We start from the raw sequence: 13,043 nt of genomic DNA, 5'->3' as shown, positions 1-13,043 counted from the left end.
GTCGAAGGGGTCGGCCGCTTCCGGGTCGCCCGGCAGCCCACGGCACGACACCGTGGCCACCGGATCCACCCCGAGCACGCCACGGCTGCCGAGGGGGCTGCCGTCGCCGTCGAGCAGCACCAGCCCGTCCCGGCCGAAACTCTGGGCCAGGACCCCGGCGAGGGCCCGGGGCTCCAGCCAGGGAAGCGGGTCGCTCCTCAAAAGCCTGCTCCGGCGCGGAGGGCGGCTCCGGCACGCACGGCCGCACTGGTGAGGTCGGGCCGGCCCGCGGCCATCAGGGCGGCGTCACGAATGCGGCAGCTGTCGCAGCGGCCACAGGGGAGATCCTCGCCGCTGTAGCAGCTCCAGGTGGCCGCGATCGGCACCCCCAGCCGCAGGGCCTCGCGCACGATGGTGGCCTTGTCCCAGGCCACCAGGGGGGCCCAGAGGCGGGCGCCACGGCCTTCGCGCCCCGCCTTGGTGGCCAGGTCGGCCAGGCTCTGGAAGGCGGCCAGGTAGTCGGGGCGGCAGTCGGGATAGCCGGAGTAATCCACGGCGTTGACCCCAAGCACGAGGCTGGTGGCGCCGCGGGCTTCGGCCAGGCTCAGCCCCAGGGCGATGAACACCGTGTTGCGGCCGGGCACGTAGGTGGTGGGGATCACCCCCTCAACCACGCCGCCGTCGGGGACGGGGATGGCCGGATCGGTGAGGGCCGAGCCGCCCCAGGCCGCCAGGTTGACGGCGATCACATGGTGCTCCTCCAGCACAAGGGCTTCCGCCACCGCGGCGGCGGCGGCCAGCTCGCGCCGGTGGCGCTGGCCGTAGTCGAAGGAGAGGCCGATCACCCGGTGGCCCGCCTCGATCGCCAGGGCTGCGGCGGTGGCCGAATCGAGGCCGCCCGAGAGCAGGGCGATGGCGAGGGGGTGCGTGATGGTGGTCTGGGGAGAAGATCTCCCCACATTTTGCAAGTGCTCGGGAAGCCACCGTTCGGGACGCGCCGCAGCGATGGCCGCTTGACGATCCCGATGGGGATCAGCGCAAAGCGGCCTCAGGAGTCCCTTGCCAGCGCCCTCCGGAGGGCCCTTCGGGATTCGTTACAAACTCGGGCTGAAGATTTGGCTAAGCAATGCTAATCTTCAAATGAGTGATTGACTGACCCTTTCGGGTCGTTGACTTCAGGCCTTTTGGGCTTCCTGATGTATCCCAGAACACCTCAGTAATCTCATGTATCGCTCTCTGTCCGGCGTTGTTGCCATGGCCGTCACCGTGGCCGCCGCAACTGCCGCTCCCGCCTCGGCGTTCGTCGTGTCCGTCGGTGGCCAGGATTACGACGTTCAAACAACGCCGTCCGCCACCTTTGTATCCATCCAGTCCCTGCTGGAAAGCCAGGTCTTCTGGAACAACGAATCCCTTGCGGAAGCTTTCGCTGCGGCCGTCAAGGGTGAATTTGGGCTTCCCAACTTCGGGTTTGCTGGACCCGCTTTCGCTTGGCAGACAAACCCTCCCAGTCCAACTGACCCAGGGACATACAACCCTGATTTGATCGTCTCGGCCAAGGTATGGACCGGATCTGCCGTTGGCGGTCTTTTCCCTCCTGCAGGTGATTTCAATTTGCCCGACGGCCCCATCCTGACTTTCCCTCTGGTCTGGGCGACGGCCACCCCGGTCACACCTGCCACATCCGTTCCAGGTCCTGTCCCGCTCTTCGGAGCCGCGGCCGCCTTCGGCTGGAGCCGCCGCCTGAAGAGGCGGATCACCGCGAGCTGAGGCTTCTGACCAGGGGGCATGATCTGCCCCCACCCCGTTTCCCCCCTCCCCGCATCGCTTCTTCCGTGGACCGCTCCTTGTCACCGGAAGCCGTCGATTGTCGCGCAGTCGCTGGCTCCCTGGGATCCATGGGTCTTGGCATGGTCGGCGTCTTCCTGGCGGCGATCGCCAGCGTCTTCTTCCCTCCGAGGATCCTTGATGGGCGCTGGCAGCTCGCCGTCGCCACCACCCTGGTTGACAACGGCGTGATTCCCTTGGTGGGGCTGGCGTTTTTCCACTTCGCCGTGGTGCTCGATCCTGCCAGTCCGCGGCTGCGGTCCCTGCGCCTCCTCGCGACGCGCCTGGCCATCCCAGCCTTCCTCGGCTTCCTGCTGCTCATTCCGCTGCAGCTCCGTGCCACGGGTTCGATCCTCGGCACGGCCAGGGTCGAGCGGGCCCGTCAGCAGGAGCAGACTGGTGCCCGGTTCGATGCCATGCGTCAGGCCATCGCCGCAGCCACCCGCCCCGAGGAGCTTCGCTCCCGACTGCTGGCCCTGAAGGGCCCATCCCTCGGTCCGGCGGATCTGGGAGAGCCCCTGCCCCAGCTGAAGCGGCGGCTGCTGCTGAGCCTCAACCAGGCCGAAACGGTGGTGATGCAGCAGCTGGAAGGGTCCGGCAGCCGGCCCCAGGATGGCCTGGTCCGGCTCAATGGTCGCGTCATCCTGTCCGCCCTGGCGCTGGCCCTGGCGTTCGCGGCCGGTGCCCGCCGCGCGGGAAGCGAGGTGTCGCTCCTGGCGGAACTTGCTGGCCGACGTGGACGACGCGGCGGAATCTTCCCCTTCCTGCCGGCAGGTCGTCGTTCGCGCCCGGTCGACGGCTCTTACTTCCAGCAAATCGGCGGCGATGACGGGCCCCCACCACCCGCATCTTGACGGACTGCTGCCCTACGCGGGGCTTCACTGGGGGTTGGGTGGATGGTCGGGAGTGCGATCGTGGGCGACCCACCCCGCCGCTCCGGAGGTTCCCATGTCCCGTGCCCTGCGCCGCACAACGGCGGTCGCGGCCACCGTCAGCCTGCCGGCTCTGCTCGCCGCACTGGTGTCGCCAGCCCGGGCCATCCCCCGGTTGGATCTGACGCCTTACCCCAAGCCCACCGCCGCCCAGACCCGCTGGGTGATCCAGCTGCCCGGGGTGCTGCCCCCCACGGCCGATCCGCGCCTCTCCCCCCACCCGAGCGACTGGCGGGTGCAGCTGATCCCCGGCCGCCAGGTGGAGGCCGACTGCAACCAGCAGGCCTTCCGCGGCCGCTTCCGCGCCAGCAAGCTGAAGGGCTCGGGCGTCAGCGTCTACACGGTGAGCGATGTCGGCCCGATGGTGACGACCCTGATGGCCTGCCCCCCCGGCCAGGCGAAGCGCAAGGTGTTCGTGCCCATGGGCAGCAAGCCCTTCGTGGTGCCCTACGACGCCAGCCGGCCGATCGTCGTGTTCACCCCCAAGGATCTGCAGCTGCGCTGGCGGCTCTGGAAGGCCGAGAAGGTGCAGCAGCCGGCCCAGGCCCTTTGAAAGCTCAGCTCCCGGGGCTTCAGCGCACCCCCAGCCACTTGTGGCTCTGCAGGCTGAGCCGCCAGGCGGGGTGCGCACGCACGTAGGCCACCGCCAGCTCCCGGGCGGCCGACGCGTCCCAGGCGGGCTGGATCAGGAGTTCGGGGCCCGCGGAGGCGGGCGGGCGCAGGCGGCCGGCCTCCGCGGCCATGGCTTCGGCGAAGGCCAGGTCGGCCGCGGAGGTCACCACCACCTTGAGCTCGTCGCAGCGGGCCAGGAGGGCGGCGGCCGGGGGGCGGTGGGGCTTGGGGGAGAGGGTGATCCAGTCGAAGCGGCCGCTGGGCTCCCCCACGCCGCTGGTTTCCAGGTGCAGCGGCAGGCCGACGGAAGCCAGGGCGGCACAGAGGCCGTCGAGGGGCTGTTGCAGGGGCTCGCCGCCGGTGATCACCACGAAGGCGGCACCGGCGGCGGCGGCGGCGCTGGCCTCGGCCGCCAGTTCGCCCAGGGGGCGCCGCGGATGGGCCGCCTCCGGCCAGGAGTGCTTGGTGTCGCACCAGGGGCAGCCCACGTCGCAGCCCGCCAGGCGGATGAAGAAGGCGCTGCGGCCGGCATGGAGCCCCTCCCCCTGCAGGGAGTGGAAGGTTTCCACCACCGACGGGCCTTCAGCCGTAGATGGGGCTGGCGACACGGTCCACGGCCTCGCTGGGGGAGCCGGGCAGCCGCTGCTGGGCCGCCTCGATCAGCCCCCGGAACAGGGGATGGGGCTTGCCGGGACGGGAGAGGAACTCCGGGTGGTACTGGCAGGCGGTGAAGAAGGGGTGATCCTTCAGTTCGATCAGCTCCACCAGGCGGCCATCGGGGGAGGTGCCGCTGATCTCGTAGCCCGATTCCAGGAACAGGGAGCGGTAGGCGTTGTTGAACTCGTAGCGGTGGCGGTGGCGCTCGTAGACCACCTCCTCGCCGTACAGGCGATGGGCCATGGTGCCCGCCGTCAGCCGGCAGGGGTAGACGCCCAGGCGCATGGTGCCGCCCAGATCCACCACGTCCTGCTGCTCGGGGAGCAGGTGGATGACGGGGTGCGGCGTGGCGTTGTCCAGCTCGGCGCTGGTGGCCCCCTCCAGGCCGGCCTGGTGGCGGGCCCACTCGATCACGGCACACTGCATGCCGAGGCAGAGCCCCAGGAACGGCACCCGCTGCTCGCGGGCCCAGCGGATCGCCGCCACCTTGCCGTCGACACCGCGGTGGCCGAAGCCGCCGGGCACCACCACCGCATCCATGCCCCGCAGCAGGACGTCGGCGCCCTGGCTCTCGATCTGCTCGGCGCAGACCCAGTGGAGGTCGAGGGAGGCGTCCCGCTCCAGGCAGGCATGGCGCAGGGCCTCCACCACCGAGAGGTAGGCGTCGTTGAGCTGCACGTACTTGCCCACCAGGGCCACCTTCACCGCCGGGCCGGGGTGGCGCAGCTTCTCCACCAGATCCGCCCAGCGCGCCATGTCGCTGTCGTGGTCGACCAGGGAGAGGACATCGAGCACCTGACGGCAGAGGCCCTCGCTCTCCATCGCCAGGGGCACGGCGTAGATGCTGTCGGCATCGAGGGCCTGGATCACGGCGCTCGCCGGCACGCCGCAGAAGCCGCCGATCTTGGCCTTGAGGTCGGTGCTGATGGGCCGGTCGCTGCGACAGACGAGCACGTCAGGCTGGATGCCGATCGAACGCAGCTCCTTGACCGAGTGCTGGGTGGGCTTGGTCTTGAGTTCGCCGGAGGTGCCGATGTAGGGCAGCAGGGTCACGTGCACGTAGGCCAGGTCCTGGCGGCCGACGTCACCACGGAACTCGCGGATGGCCTCCAGGAACGGCAGCGACTCGATGTCCCCCACCGTGCCGCCGATCTCGGTGATCACCACGTCGGCGCCGCTGTTGGCCGCCACCCGGTGGATGCGCTCGCGGATCTCGCCGGTGATGTGGGGAATCACCTGAACGGTGCCGCCGTTGTAGTCGCCGCGGCGCTCCTTGTTGATCACCGCCTGGTAGATCGAACCGGTGGTCACGCTGTTGAGGCGCGACATGGCCGTGTCGGTGAAGCGTTCGTAGTGGCCCAGGTCCAGGTCGGTCTCGGCGCCGTCCTCGGTGACGAACACCTCGCCGTGCTGGTACGGGCTCATCGTGCCCGGATCCACGTTGAGGTAGGGATCCAGCTTCAGGATCGAGACGCTGTAGCCGCGGGATTTGAGCAGCCGCCCAAGGCTGGCGGCCACGATGCCCTTGCCGATGCTGGACACCACCCCGCCGGTGACGAAGACGAACTTCGCGGCATGGCCCCGCGTGGCGGACGGTGCGGACATCGGGGGCTGCGCTGATCCCCCAATCTACCGACCCCTTCCAGACCCCAGCAGCCACCCGCCCCCGCCAGGCTCCCGTCCCCAGCCTCCTGGGGGAGCCTGAGGGGACTGGCCGAAGCCGGGCGTTGCCCGCTCAGCGGGCGCGGCCCGGCGCAGGCCAGAGCCTTCAGGCTCAACCCTCCAGGAGGCTCCTCAGCATCCAGGCCGTCTTCTCGTGGATCTGCAGCCGCTGGGTGAGCAGGTCGGCGGTGGGCTGGTCGTTGGCCTCGTCGGCGATGGTGAACACCGAGCGGATCGTGCGGGCGACGGCCTCATGGCCCTCCACCAGCTCCCGCACCATGGCCAGGGCGGCGGGCACCCCCTCGGCCTCGGGGATCGAGGAGAGGCCGGCATAGAGGGTGCCGCCGTAGGGGGCAGGACAGCCAAGGGCCCGGATGCGCTCGGCGATCAGGTCGAGGGCAGTCCAGAGCTCCGTGTACTGGTCCATGAACATCAGGTGGAGCGTGTTGAACATCGGCCCGGTGACGTTCCAGTGGAAGCCGTGGGTCTTGGCGTAGAGCACGGTGCTGTCGGCCAGCACGCGGCCGAGGCCCTCGGCGATCTGCTGACGCTGATCCGCCGGAATGCCGATGTCGATGGCGGGGGCGGTGATGGCCATGGCGGGAAGGAGCAACGAAGGGAAGTGCTACAGCGAAGCTACTGAGAGATCGGTCGTTCGTTCCGTGTTCCAGGGATCGCCCTGGCCCGGGCCGGGGGCTCCTAGGCCTCCTCGTCGGTCCAGGTGCTGGCCACGTGCAGCTCCTCCAGCTGCTTCGGCGCCACATCGGCCGGGGCCTGGGTCATCAGGCAGCGGGCCTGCTGGGTCTTGGGGAAGGCGATCGTGTCGCGGATCGACTCCTCACCCGCCAGCAGCATCACCAGCCGGTCCATGCCGAAGGCGATGCCGCCGTGGGGCGGGGCGCCCATGTCGAGGGCCTCCATCAGGAAGCCGAACTGGCGCTCGGCCTCCTCCAGGGGCAGGCCGATGGTCTGCAGCACCTGGCGCTGCAGGGCCGCATCGTGGATGCGAAGCGAACCGCCGCCCAGCTCCAGGCCGTTGAGCACCAGGTCGTAGGCCTGGGCGCGGGCCGTGGGCAGGGTGGCCGCCCAGGCGGCGGGGTCGTCGCCCAGATCCCCGGCGTTGGGGGCACAGAAGGGATGGTGCAGGGCTTCGAGACGGTTCTCGCCGGCGTTGAACTCGAACATCGGGAAATCCACCACCCAGAGGAAGTTCCACTGGTCGTTGTCCCGCTCGGCCGGCACCAGGCCCAGTTCGCGGGCCAGGTACTGGCGCACCCGGTCGAGGGCCTTGTGGACGGTGGCGGTGTCGCCGGCACCGAACAGCAGCAAGGTGCCTTCCGTAGCGCCGGTGCGCTCCAGCAGTTCCGCCTTCGTCTCGGCGGAGAGGTTGTCCTTGATGGCGCCGATCGTGTCGATCTCGCCGCCGGCCCGCACCCGGATGAAGGCCAGGCCGCCGGCTCCCGCCTTCTGGGCCTCGCTGAACACATCGCCACCGGGCTTGATGCGCACGTTGCTGACGGCCTCGTTGCCGCCGGCCACGGCGATGCACTTCACCGAGCCCCCAGCCGCCACGGCGCCGGAGAACACCTTGAAGCCCATGCTGGCCACCAGGTCGCTCACGTCGGTGAGCTCCATGCCGTAGCGGGTGTCGGGCCGATCGGTGCCGTAGCGCGCCATCGCCTCGTGCCAGGTGAGGCGGGGGAACGGCCGCGGCAGCTCGATCCCCTTCACCTGTTTCCAGATGGCGGCGATCAGGCCCTCGTTGAGCGCCAGGATCTCCTCCTCGTCCATGAAGCTCATCTCCATGTCCAGCTGGGTGAACTCCGGCTGGCGGTCGGCCCGCAGGTCCTCGTCGCGGAAGCAGCGGGCCACCTGGTAGTACCGCTCGATGCCCCCCACCATCAGCAGCTGCTTGAACAGCTGGGGCGACTGGGGCAGGGCGAACCACTCACCGCCGCAGACCCGCGACGGCACCAGGTAGTCGCGGGCGCCCTCGGGGGTGGAGCGGGTGAGCACCGGGGTCTCCACCTCGATGAAGCCCTCCGCCTCCAGATAATCGCGGGCGGCCTTCACGGTGGCGTGGCGCAGCCGCAGGTTGCGGCCCATACGCTCGCGGCGCAGGTCGAGGTAGCGGTGGCGCAGGCGCAGTTCCTCGCGGGTGTTCTCCTCGTCGTGCACCGACACCGGGAAGGGCAGGTTGCCGCGCACCTCGTTGAGCACCGTGATGCCGCTCGCCAGCACCTCGATCGCTCCGGTGGCCAGCCGTTCGTTGAGGGACTCGGCCGGTCGGGCCCGCACCTTGCCCTCCACCCGCAGCACCGTCTCGTTGCGCAGCCGCTCGGCCACGGCGAAGGCGGCAGGGGCCAGATCGGGATCCACCGTGATCTGCACGGTGCCACTGCGGTCGCGCAGGTCGATGAAGATCACGCCGCCGTGGTCACGGCGCCGGTCGACCCAGCCGCCCAGCTGGACGGCCTCGCCGATGGCGTCGATGCGCAGATCGCCGCACCCGTGGCTGCGCATGGTGGCAAGCAGAACGAATCCGCGAGTTTCCCACAGGGCGCCCGCGGCCCTGGCGTCCTCAGCCGCGCCGGTAGAACGGCCGCTTGACCACCACGGCCGGCTCGGCGCGCCCGCGGATCTCCACCGCCAGCGCCGTGCCGGGCTTCGCCGCCGCCGCCGGCACATAGGCCAGGGCCACCGCTTCCCCAAGCGTTGGGGACCAGGTGCCGCTGGTGACCTCGCCCACCGGCTCCCCATCGCGAAGCACCGGATAGCCGTGGCGGGCGATGGCGCGGCCCTGCAGCTTGAGGCCCACCAGCTTGCGGCCCACCCCCTCGGCGGTCTGGCGCTCCAGGGCGGCTCGGCCGATGAAGTCGGCCGGCATCTCCAGGTGCACCAGCCAGCCCAGGCCCGCCTCCAGCGGTGTGGTGGCCGCGTCCATCTCGTTGCCGTAGAGGTGCATCGCCGCCTCCAGCCGCAGGGTGTCGCGGGCGCCGAGGCCGCAGGGGGTGACGCCGTCGGCCAGCAGCCGCTGCCACAGCGCCAGGCCCGCCTCGCGACCCAGCAGCAGTTCGAAGCCGTCCTCACCGGTGTAGCCCGTGCGGCCCACGAACACCGGCGCGCCGTCGATGGCCAGCTCCCGGTGGCCGAAACGGGGCAGCCCCGCCAGGCTGGCACCGGTGAGGGCTTCGAGGCGGCCGGGCGCCTCCGGGCCCTGCAGGGCCAGCAGCACCCCATCGCCCTTGCGGTCGGTGATGGCGATGCCCTCGGGCTCGAGCTGGCTGGTGATCCAGGCGGTGTCGGCCGCGGCGCAGGCGGCGTTGATCACCAGCACCACTTCATCGCGCTCCCCCTCGGGGCCGGCGACGCGGCCCCGGTCGTAGACGATCAGGTCGTCAAGGATGCCGCCGGCCTCGTTGAGCAGCACCGTGTAGCAGGCCTCGCCGGGGCCGATGCGGAACAGGTCGGTGGGCACCAGCCGCTGCAAGGCATCCTTGGTGCCCTGCCCGCGCAGGGTGAGCACGCCCATGTGGGAGATGTCGAAGACGCCGCAGTGCTGCCGCACGGCGTTGTGCTCCTGCACCAGGCCGGCGAACTGAATCGCCATCTGCCAGCCGGCGAAGGGCACCATGCGGGCGCCCGCGGCGACGGCGGCGGCGTCCAGGGGGGTGCGGAGCAGGGAGCTGGAATCCATGGATGGCGGCCGGCCGGCCAGGGGGACGCCGGAACACGGTGGCGCGATCCTATGGAGCGGCAGCCTTCAATACGGAAGAAAGCCTGTGATTCGGCTTTCACCCCTATCACACTGGCGAAGAACTGCGTACTTTGATTAGCCCACAAGGTCAAGCGGATGGGCAACCGTCCCAACTGTCGCAGCTGTCGCCACTGCACCCCCCCTGCGGGGGTGGAGATGGGATGGTGCCAGCTGCGTCAGCTGCCCATCCATCCCGATCTGGTGGCCGACCTCTGGTGCCATCACTGGACGGCACGACCGCCCCGGCTTCCGGTGCTCTCCCCTGACGGCCTGCTGAAGCCGGGGCACGTTTCGGTGGGCAGCCAGCAGCTCAGCCTGGCCACCGGTCTCTCCTGATGGCGCCGGAACGGCAAAAATGTGACGAGTCATACATTTTTGACATTCTTCCCCCGTTTCACCCCTCCTTCTCCTAGCGAAGCGCCCCGTTTAGCCCTAGGACAGCTGTACGTGTCCACCCCCGCCACGGAGGTCCCCTGAATTGATCAGAACCACCACATCCCCATCACCCATCGACCTGATGGCCGTTCATGTGGATTGTGAAACCTTCACCCTTCCCACCGGGGCCCACGTCTTCTCCCGCGGCGCCAGCGCCAACTCCATCTACGCCGTCCGGCGCGGCATCGTCGAGCTGGTGGGCGAGCAGGGCGAAAAAACCTGCTTCCGCCCCGGTGAGCTGTTCAGCTACCAGGACATCACCTGGCGCGAACTGAGCCACCGCAGCGATGCCTTTGCCCGAACCCCGGTGGAAGTGCTGCGGCTGGATCGGCTCCGCTTCCTCAACCTGCTGCACAACCACCCCACCCTGGCCGTGCAGCTGATCGGACAGCAGCACACCCGACTGCGGGAGCAGCGCGCCAGCGGCACCTGCTGCTACTGAGGGCCGGGCCGCCCGAGGAGCAGCAGAAGACAGCGGGTCACCTTGGCGGCCAGCACGGCGCTGACGCCGCTGGGGTCCAGCTGGGGAGCCAGCTCCACCACGTCGGCGGCCACCAGCCGGTGCTGCCGCAGTTCTTCCAGCAATTCGGCGAAGTGGGGCCAGTGGAAGCCGCCGGGCTCCGGGGTGCCCGTGCCGGGCAGCACGGCGGGATCAAACCAGTCGAGGTCGACGGTGAGGTAGAGGGGCCGGCCCCGCAGGGGGGCCAGCGCCGCGGCCATGGCGGCGATCGGAACCAGCCGGCCGCTGCCGCGCAGCTCCTGGAACTCCTCGCGGGTGCCGCTGCGGATGGCGATCTGGCGCAGCTCGCCGGTGGGCAGCACCTCCAGGCAGCGGCGCATGGCACAGGCGTGGCTGTGGCGGGCCCCGAGCCAGCCCTGGCGCAGGTCGGCGTGGGCATCGAGCTGCACCAGGACCAGATCCGGGTGGCGCTGCGCCACCGCCGCCACGGCCCCACTGCTGATCGAGTGCTCACCACCCAGCATCAGCGGCGCCAGGCCCAGATCCAGCACCGCTTCGGTGGCCTGGCGCACCGCCGCCACGACCGGCTCGGGGGCGCCGAAGGGGATCGCCACGGATCCCAGGTCGGCGAAGGCCAGGTCCTCGAGATCCAGGTCGAGCTGGGGGTCGTAGCTCTCCAGGCCGCTGCTCACCTCCCGGATCGCCGCCGGACCGAAACGGGTACCGGGGCGGAAGGAGGTGGTGCCGTCGTAGGGAACGCCGAACAGGCCCACGGCGCACCCCTGGGGCTCGCGGCGGGCCCCCATGTAGATCGCCCCTTCGGTGTCGAACAGCTCCGGGTTCATGGCCGGGCCGCGGCGGCGGCCAGCTGGCGCTCCACGAAGGCCGGCACCGCCTCGAAGGCGCCCCGCTGCCAGCGGGGCGACCAGATGCTGCAGCCCGGCGCCACCGCCGCGGCGCGCTCCGCCAGGGGCTCCCGGTAGCGGGGGCCGTCGGGGCAGGCGAAGGTCCAGCTCCACCAGCCGCTGGGGTACATGGGCACCCAGCCGTACATCGGGTCGGCGTGGCCGAACACCTCGCGCAGCAACCGCACGGTGTCGATGTGCACCTGGCGGAAGGCTTCGGGGGATTCGCTCTGGGTGGCGAACACACCGCCGGGGCGCAGCAGGCGGCGGCAGTGCTGGAAGAAGCTGCGGTTGAACAGGCCCTCGGCCGGTCCGGCCGGATCGGAGCCATCCACCAGCACCACGTCGTAGCTGGCATCGGGGGCGTTGGCGGCCCAGGCGATGCCGTCACCGACGGTGAGGTGGAAGCGGGGGTCGCCCCAGGCGGCGCCGCCCAGGCTCGGCAGGTGCTTCTGGGAGAGCTCCACCACCAGCCCGTCGATCTCCACCATGTCGAGGTGGGCGACGCCGGGGTGGCGCAGGCACTCGCGAGCGGTGCCGCCGTCGCCGCCGCCGATCACCAGCACCCGCTCGATCGAGGCGGCTGCGCAGAGGGCCGGATGCACCAGCGGTTCGTGGTAGTGCCGCTCCTGCTTCTCCGCCGTCATCCAGCAGCCGTCGAGCAGCAGTCCCTTGCCGTAGGTCTGGCTGTCGATGATGGTGATGCGCTGGTAGGGGCTGCTCTGCTCCTCCACCACGGTGGCGGCCAGGCCATAGCGCACCCCGCCCAGCTCCTCGTCCACCCAGGCGCCCGGTTGCTCTTGCGGTCCCATGCGGTTGGCTCGTGGGTTTCCAGCTAAACCTTCGGCAGGACCCCTTGTCACGGCGCCATGGCACATTCCAGACGCCAGCTTCTGCGGCTCCTCGGCCTGGCGGGCACCGGACTGGCCCTGAACACCCTGCGGCCGGAGGCGGCCGCCGCGGATGGCACCCTGACGGAGCGGCTGTCGGTGTGCCGGCCCGAAGGCGACCCTCTGCAGGAGCTGCTGCGCCGCAATCGCGACTTCTGCCAGGCCTGGCAGGCGGCCGAGCGCAGTGAGGATCCCCAGCGCCGGGCCACCCTGCTGCACGAAACCTGGCCGCTGCACTGCCAGGTGCGGCCCGATGCCCTGGCCGCCGGCCAGCGGCCCTGGGCTTCGGTGCTCTGCTGCGCCGATTCGCGGGTGGCGCCGGAGTGGATCTTCGCCTGCGGTACCGGCGAGTTGTTCGAGGTGCGCAGCGCCGGCAACACGGCCTTCGACGAGGGCATCGCCTCGCTGGAGTACGCCGTGGCGGAGCTGGCGATGCCCCTGATCCTGGTGATGGGCCACAGCGGCTGCGGCGCGGTGACCGCCGCCTTGGCCAGCAACCCGCTCACACCCCTGCTCGAGGAGCTGGTGGCACCGATCCGCGCCAACCTGAAGCCGGGGGCCGACCTGGCCCAGGCGGTGCGCACCAACGCCGCCGCCGCCGCCACCGCGCTGCCCCAGCGCAGCCCCCTGCTCCACCAGGCGGTGGCGGAGGGGCGGCTGACCATCCAGGCCGCCTACTTCGACATCGGCAGCGGCGAAGTGAGCCTGGTGTGAGCGGCGATCTGCCCCTGGGAAACGGCCTGGCGATCCCGGCGGCGGAGCTGGGCTGGCGGTTTTCGCGCGCCTCCGGCCCCGGGGGCCAGGGGGTGAACACCACCGACTCCCGGGTGGAGCTGGTGTTCGACCTGGCCGCCAGCGGCGCCCTGCCCCCGACCCTGCGGGAGCGGGCCCTGCGACGGCTGGCCGCCCGGCTCACCCCAGCCGGTCTGG

15 protein-coding genes and 1 pseudogene are annotated in these 13,043 nt (G+C 70.6%); 7 read left to right on the top strand and 9 right to left on the bottom strand.

The genetic code is table 11. The annotated features are described in order from the left end of the window. Both KBZ04_RS07245 and queC read right to left on the bottom strand, forming a co-directional pair. A pseudogene (locus KBZ04_RS07245) lies at positions 1-201 on the bottom strand (anthranilate synthase component I family protein); the annotation flags it as partial. Next, a complete protein-coding gene (gene queC / locus KBZ04_RS07240) occupies positions 198-911 on the bottom strand; it encodes a 7-cyano-7-deazaguanine synthase QueC (protein WP_254991277.1) in 714 nt (237 codons plus the stop codon). The pseudogene KBZ04_RS07245 and the gene queC, both read right to left, overlap by 4 nt. A 322-nt stretch (positions 912-1,233) precedes the next feature. On the opposite strand from queC, the gene KBZ04_RS07235 reads away from it, so the two are divergent. From KBZ04_RS07235 to KBZ04_RS07225, 3 genes are all read left to right on the top strand, one after another. Then, positions 1,234-1,746: a hypothetical protein gene (locus KBZ04_RS07235; protein WP_254991275.1), complete on the top strand. Its 513-nt coding sequence runs from the start codon at positions 1,234-1,236 to the stop codon at positions 1,744-1,746. Between the two features lie 128 nt (positions 1,747-1,874). Beyond that, a complete protein-coding gene (locus tag KBZ04_RS07230; RefSeq protein ID WP_254991274.1) occupies positions 1,875-2,657 on the top strand; it encodes an HpsJ family protein in 783 nt (260 codons plus the stop codon). 94 nt (positions 2,658-2,751) lie between these two features. Beyond that, entirely contained in the window at positions 2,752-3,288 is a 537-nt protein-coding gene (locus KBZ04_RS07225; protein ID WP_254991273.1) for an ecotin family protein, read from the top strand. 19 nt (positions 3,289-3,307) lie between these two features. On the opposite strand, the gene KBZ04_RS07220 is transcribed toward KBZ04_RS07225, so the two are convergent. From KBZ04_RS07220 to gcvT, 5 genes are all read right to left on the bottom strand, one after another. Further along, the gene (locus tag KBZ04_RS07220; RefSeq protein ID WP_254991272.1) at positions 3,308-3,919 is read right to left on the bottom strand and encodes a 7-carboxy-7-deazaguanine synthase QueE; all 612 of its coding nucleotides are present in this window, start codon (positions 3,917-3,919) and stop codon (positions 3,308-3,310) included. A gap of 10 nt (positions 3,920-3,929) precedes the next feature. Then, the gene (locus tag KBZ04_RS07215) at positions 3,930-5,609 is read right to left on the bottom strand and encodes a CTP synthase (protein ID WP_254991271.1); all 1,680 of its coding nucleotides are present in this window, start codon (positions 5,607-5,609) and stop codon (positions 3,930-3,932) included. A gap of 169 nt (positions 5,610-5,778) precedes the next feature. Further along, entirely contained in the window at positions 5,779-6,264 is a 486-nt protein-coding gene (locus KBZ04_RS07210; protein WP_254991276.1) for a Dps family protein, read from the bottom strand. A gap of 101 nt (positions 6,265-6,365) precedes the next feature. Continuing rightward, complete coding sequence (gene aspS, locus KBZ04_RS07205) at positions 6,366-8,189, bottom strand: aspartate--tRNA ligase (RefSeq protein WP_254991270.1); 1,824 nt, start codon at positions 8,187-8,189, stop codon at positions 6,366-6,368. 58 nt (positions 8,190-8,247) lie between these two features. Beyond that, on the bottom strand, positions 8,248-9,363 hold the full coding sequence (gene gcvT, locus KBZ04_RS07200; RefSeq protein ID WP_254991269.1) for a glycine cleavage system aminomethyltransferase GcvT: 1,116 nt from the start codon (positions 9,361-9,363) through the stop codon (positions 8,248-8,250). Between the two features lie 156 nt (positions 9,364-9,519). Between gcvT and KBZ04_RS07195 the strand changes: the two genes are divergently transcribed. Further along, positions 9,520-9,759 (top strand): hypothetical protein, encoded by a 240-nt coding sequence (locus KBZ04_RS07195; RefSeq protein WP_254991268.1) that lies wholly within the window; start codon positions 9,520-9,522, stop codon positions 9,757-9,759. A gap of 181 nt (positions 9,760-9,940) precedes the next feature. Further along, positions 9,941-10,300 carry a cyclic nucleotide-binding domain-containing protein gene (locus KBZ04_RS07190; protein ID WP_254991267.1) on the top strand — a complete coding sequence of 120 codons (360 nt, stop codon included), beginning with the start codon at positions 9,941-9,943 and terminating at the stop codon, positions 10,298-10,300. On the opposite strand, the gene speB is transcribed toward KBZ04_RS07190, so the two are convergent. Further along, the gene (gene speB, locus KBZ04_RS07185; protein ID WP_254991265.1) at positions 10,294-11,163 is read right to left on the bottom strand and encodes an agmatinase; all 870 of its coding nucleotides are present in this window, start codon (positions 11,161-11,163) and stop codon (positions 10,294-10,296) included. The two genes, KBZ04_RS07190 and speB, sit on opposite strands and share 7 nt — an antisense overlap. After that, a complete protein-coding gene (speE, locus tag KBZ04_RS07180; RefSeq protein ID WP_254991263.1) occupies positions 11,160-12,035 on the bottom strand; it encodes a polyamine aminopropyltransferase in 876 nt (291 codons plus the stop codon). Before speE ends, speB begins: the two co-directional genes overlap by 4 nt. Positions 12,036-12,092: 57 nt before the next feature. On the opposite strand from speE, the gene KBZ04_RS07175 reads away from it, so the two are divergent. Both KBZ04_RS07175 and KBZ04_RS07170 read left to right on the top strand, forming a co-directional pair. Then, positions 12,093-12,827 (top strand): carbonic anhydrase, encoded by a 735-nt coding sequence (locus KBZ04_RS07175; RefSeq protein ID WP_254991262.1) that lies wholly within the window; start codon positions 12,093-12,095, stop codon positions 12,825-12,827. Next, a partial coding sequence (locus KBZ04_RS07170; RefSeq protein WP_315860084.1) for a peptide chain release factor-like protein occupies positions 12,824-13,043 on the top strand: 220 nt, incomplete at its 3' end. The genes KBZ04_RS07175 and KBZ04_RS07170, both read left to right, overlap by 4 nt.

The sequence above is a fragment of the Cyanobium sp. N5-Cardenillas genome (assembly GCF_024345515.1).
Lineage (GTDB): Bacteria > Cyanobacteriota > Cyanobacteriia > PCC-6307 > Cyanobiaceae > Cyanobium.
This window is presented reverse-complemented; position numbering and strand designations above follow the sequence as displayed.

What these genes read in the sequence shown, in the direction of transcription:
- KBZ04_RS07235 (WP_254991275.1), top strand. Translation starts at nt 1,234, where the DNA reads ATGGCCGTCACCGTGGCCGCCGCAACTGCCGCTCCCGCCTCGGCGTTC.
- KBZ04_RS07230 (WP_254991274.1), top strand. Translation starts at nt 1,875, where the DNA reads ATGGGTCTTGGCATGGTCGGCGTCTTCCTGGCGGCGATCGCCAGCGTC.
- KBZ04_RS07225 (WP_254991273.1), top strand. Translation starts at nt 2,752, where the DNA reads ATGTCCCGTGCCCTGCGCCGCACAACGGCGGTCGCGGCCACCGTCAGC.
- KBZ04_RS07215 (WP_254991271.1), bottom strand. Translation starts at nt 5,609, where the DNA reads ATGTCCGCACCGTCCGCCACGCGGGGCCATGCCGCGAAGTTCGTCTTC.
- KBZ04_RS07210 (WP_254991276.1), bottom strand. Translation starts at nt 6,264, where the DNA reads ATGGCCATCACCGCCCCCGCCATCGACATCGGCATTCCGGCGGATCAG.
- aspS (WP_254991270.1), bottom strand. Translation starts at nt 8,189, where the DNA reads ATGCGCAGCCACGGGTGCGGCGATCTGCGCATCGACGCCATCGGCGAG.
- gcvT (WP_254991269.1), bottom strand. Translation starts at nt 9,363, where the DNA reads ATGGATTCCAGCTCCCTGCTCCGCACCCCCCTGGACGCCGCCGCCGTC.
- KBZ04_RS07195 (WP_254991268.1), top strand. Translation starts at nt 9,520, where the DNA reads ATGGGCAACCGTCCCAACTGTCGCAGCTGTCGCCACTGCACCCCCCCT.
- KBZ04_RS07190 (WP_254991267.1), top strand. Translation starts at nt 9,941, where the DNA reads ATGGCCGTTCATGTGGATTGTGAAACCTTCACCCTTCCCACCGGGGCC.
- speB (WP_254991265.1), bottom strand. Translation starts at nt 11,163, where the DNA reads ATGAACCCGGAGCTGTTCGACACCGAAGGGGCGATCTACATGGGGGCC.
- speE (WP_254991263.1), bottom strand. Translation starts at nt 12,035, where the DNA reads ATGGGACCGCAAGAGCAACCGGGCGCCTGGGTGGACGAGGAGCTGGGC.
- KBZ04_RS07175 (WP_254991262.1), top strand. Translation starts at nt 12,093, where the DNA reads ATGGCACATTCCAGACGCCAGCTTCTGCGGCTCCTCGGCCTGGCGGGC.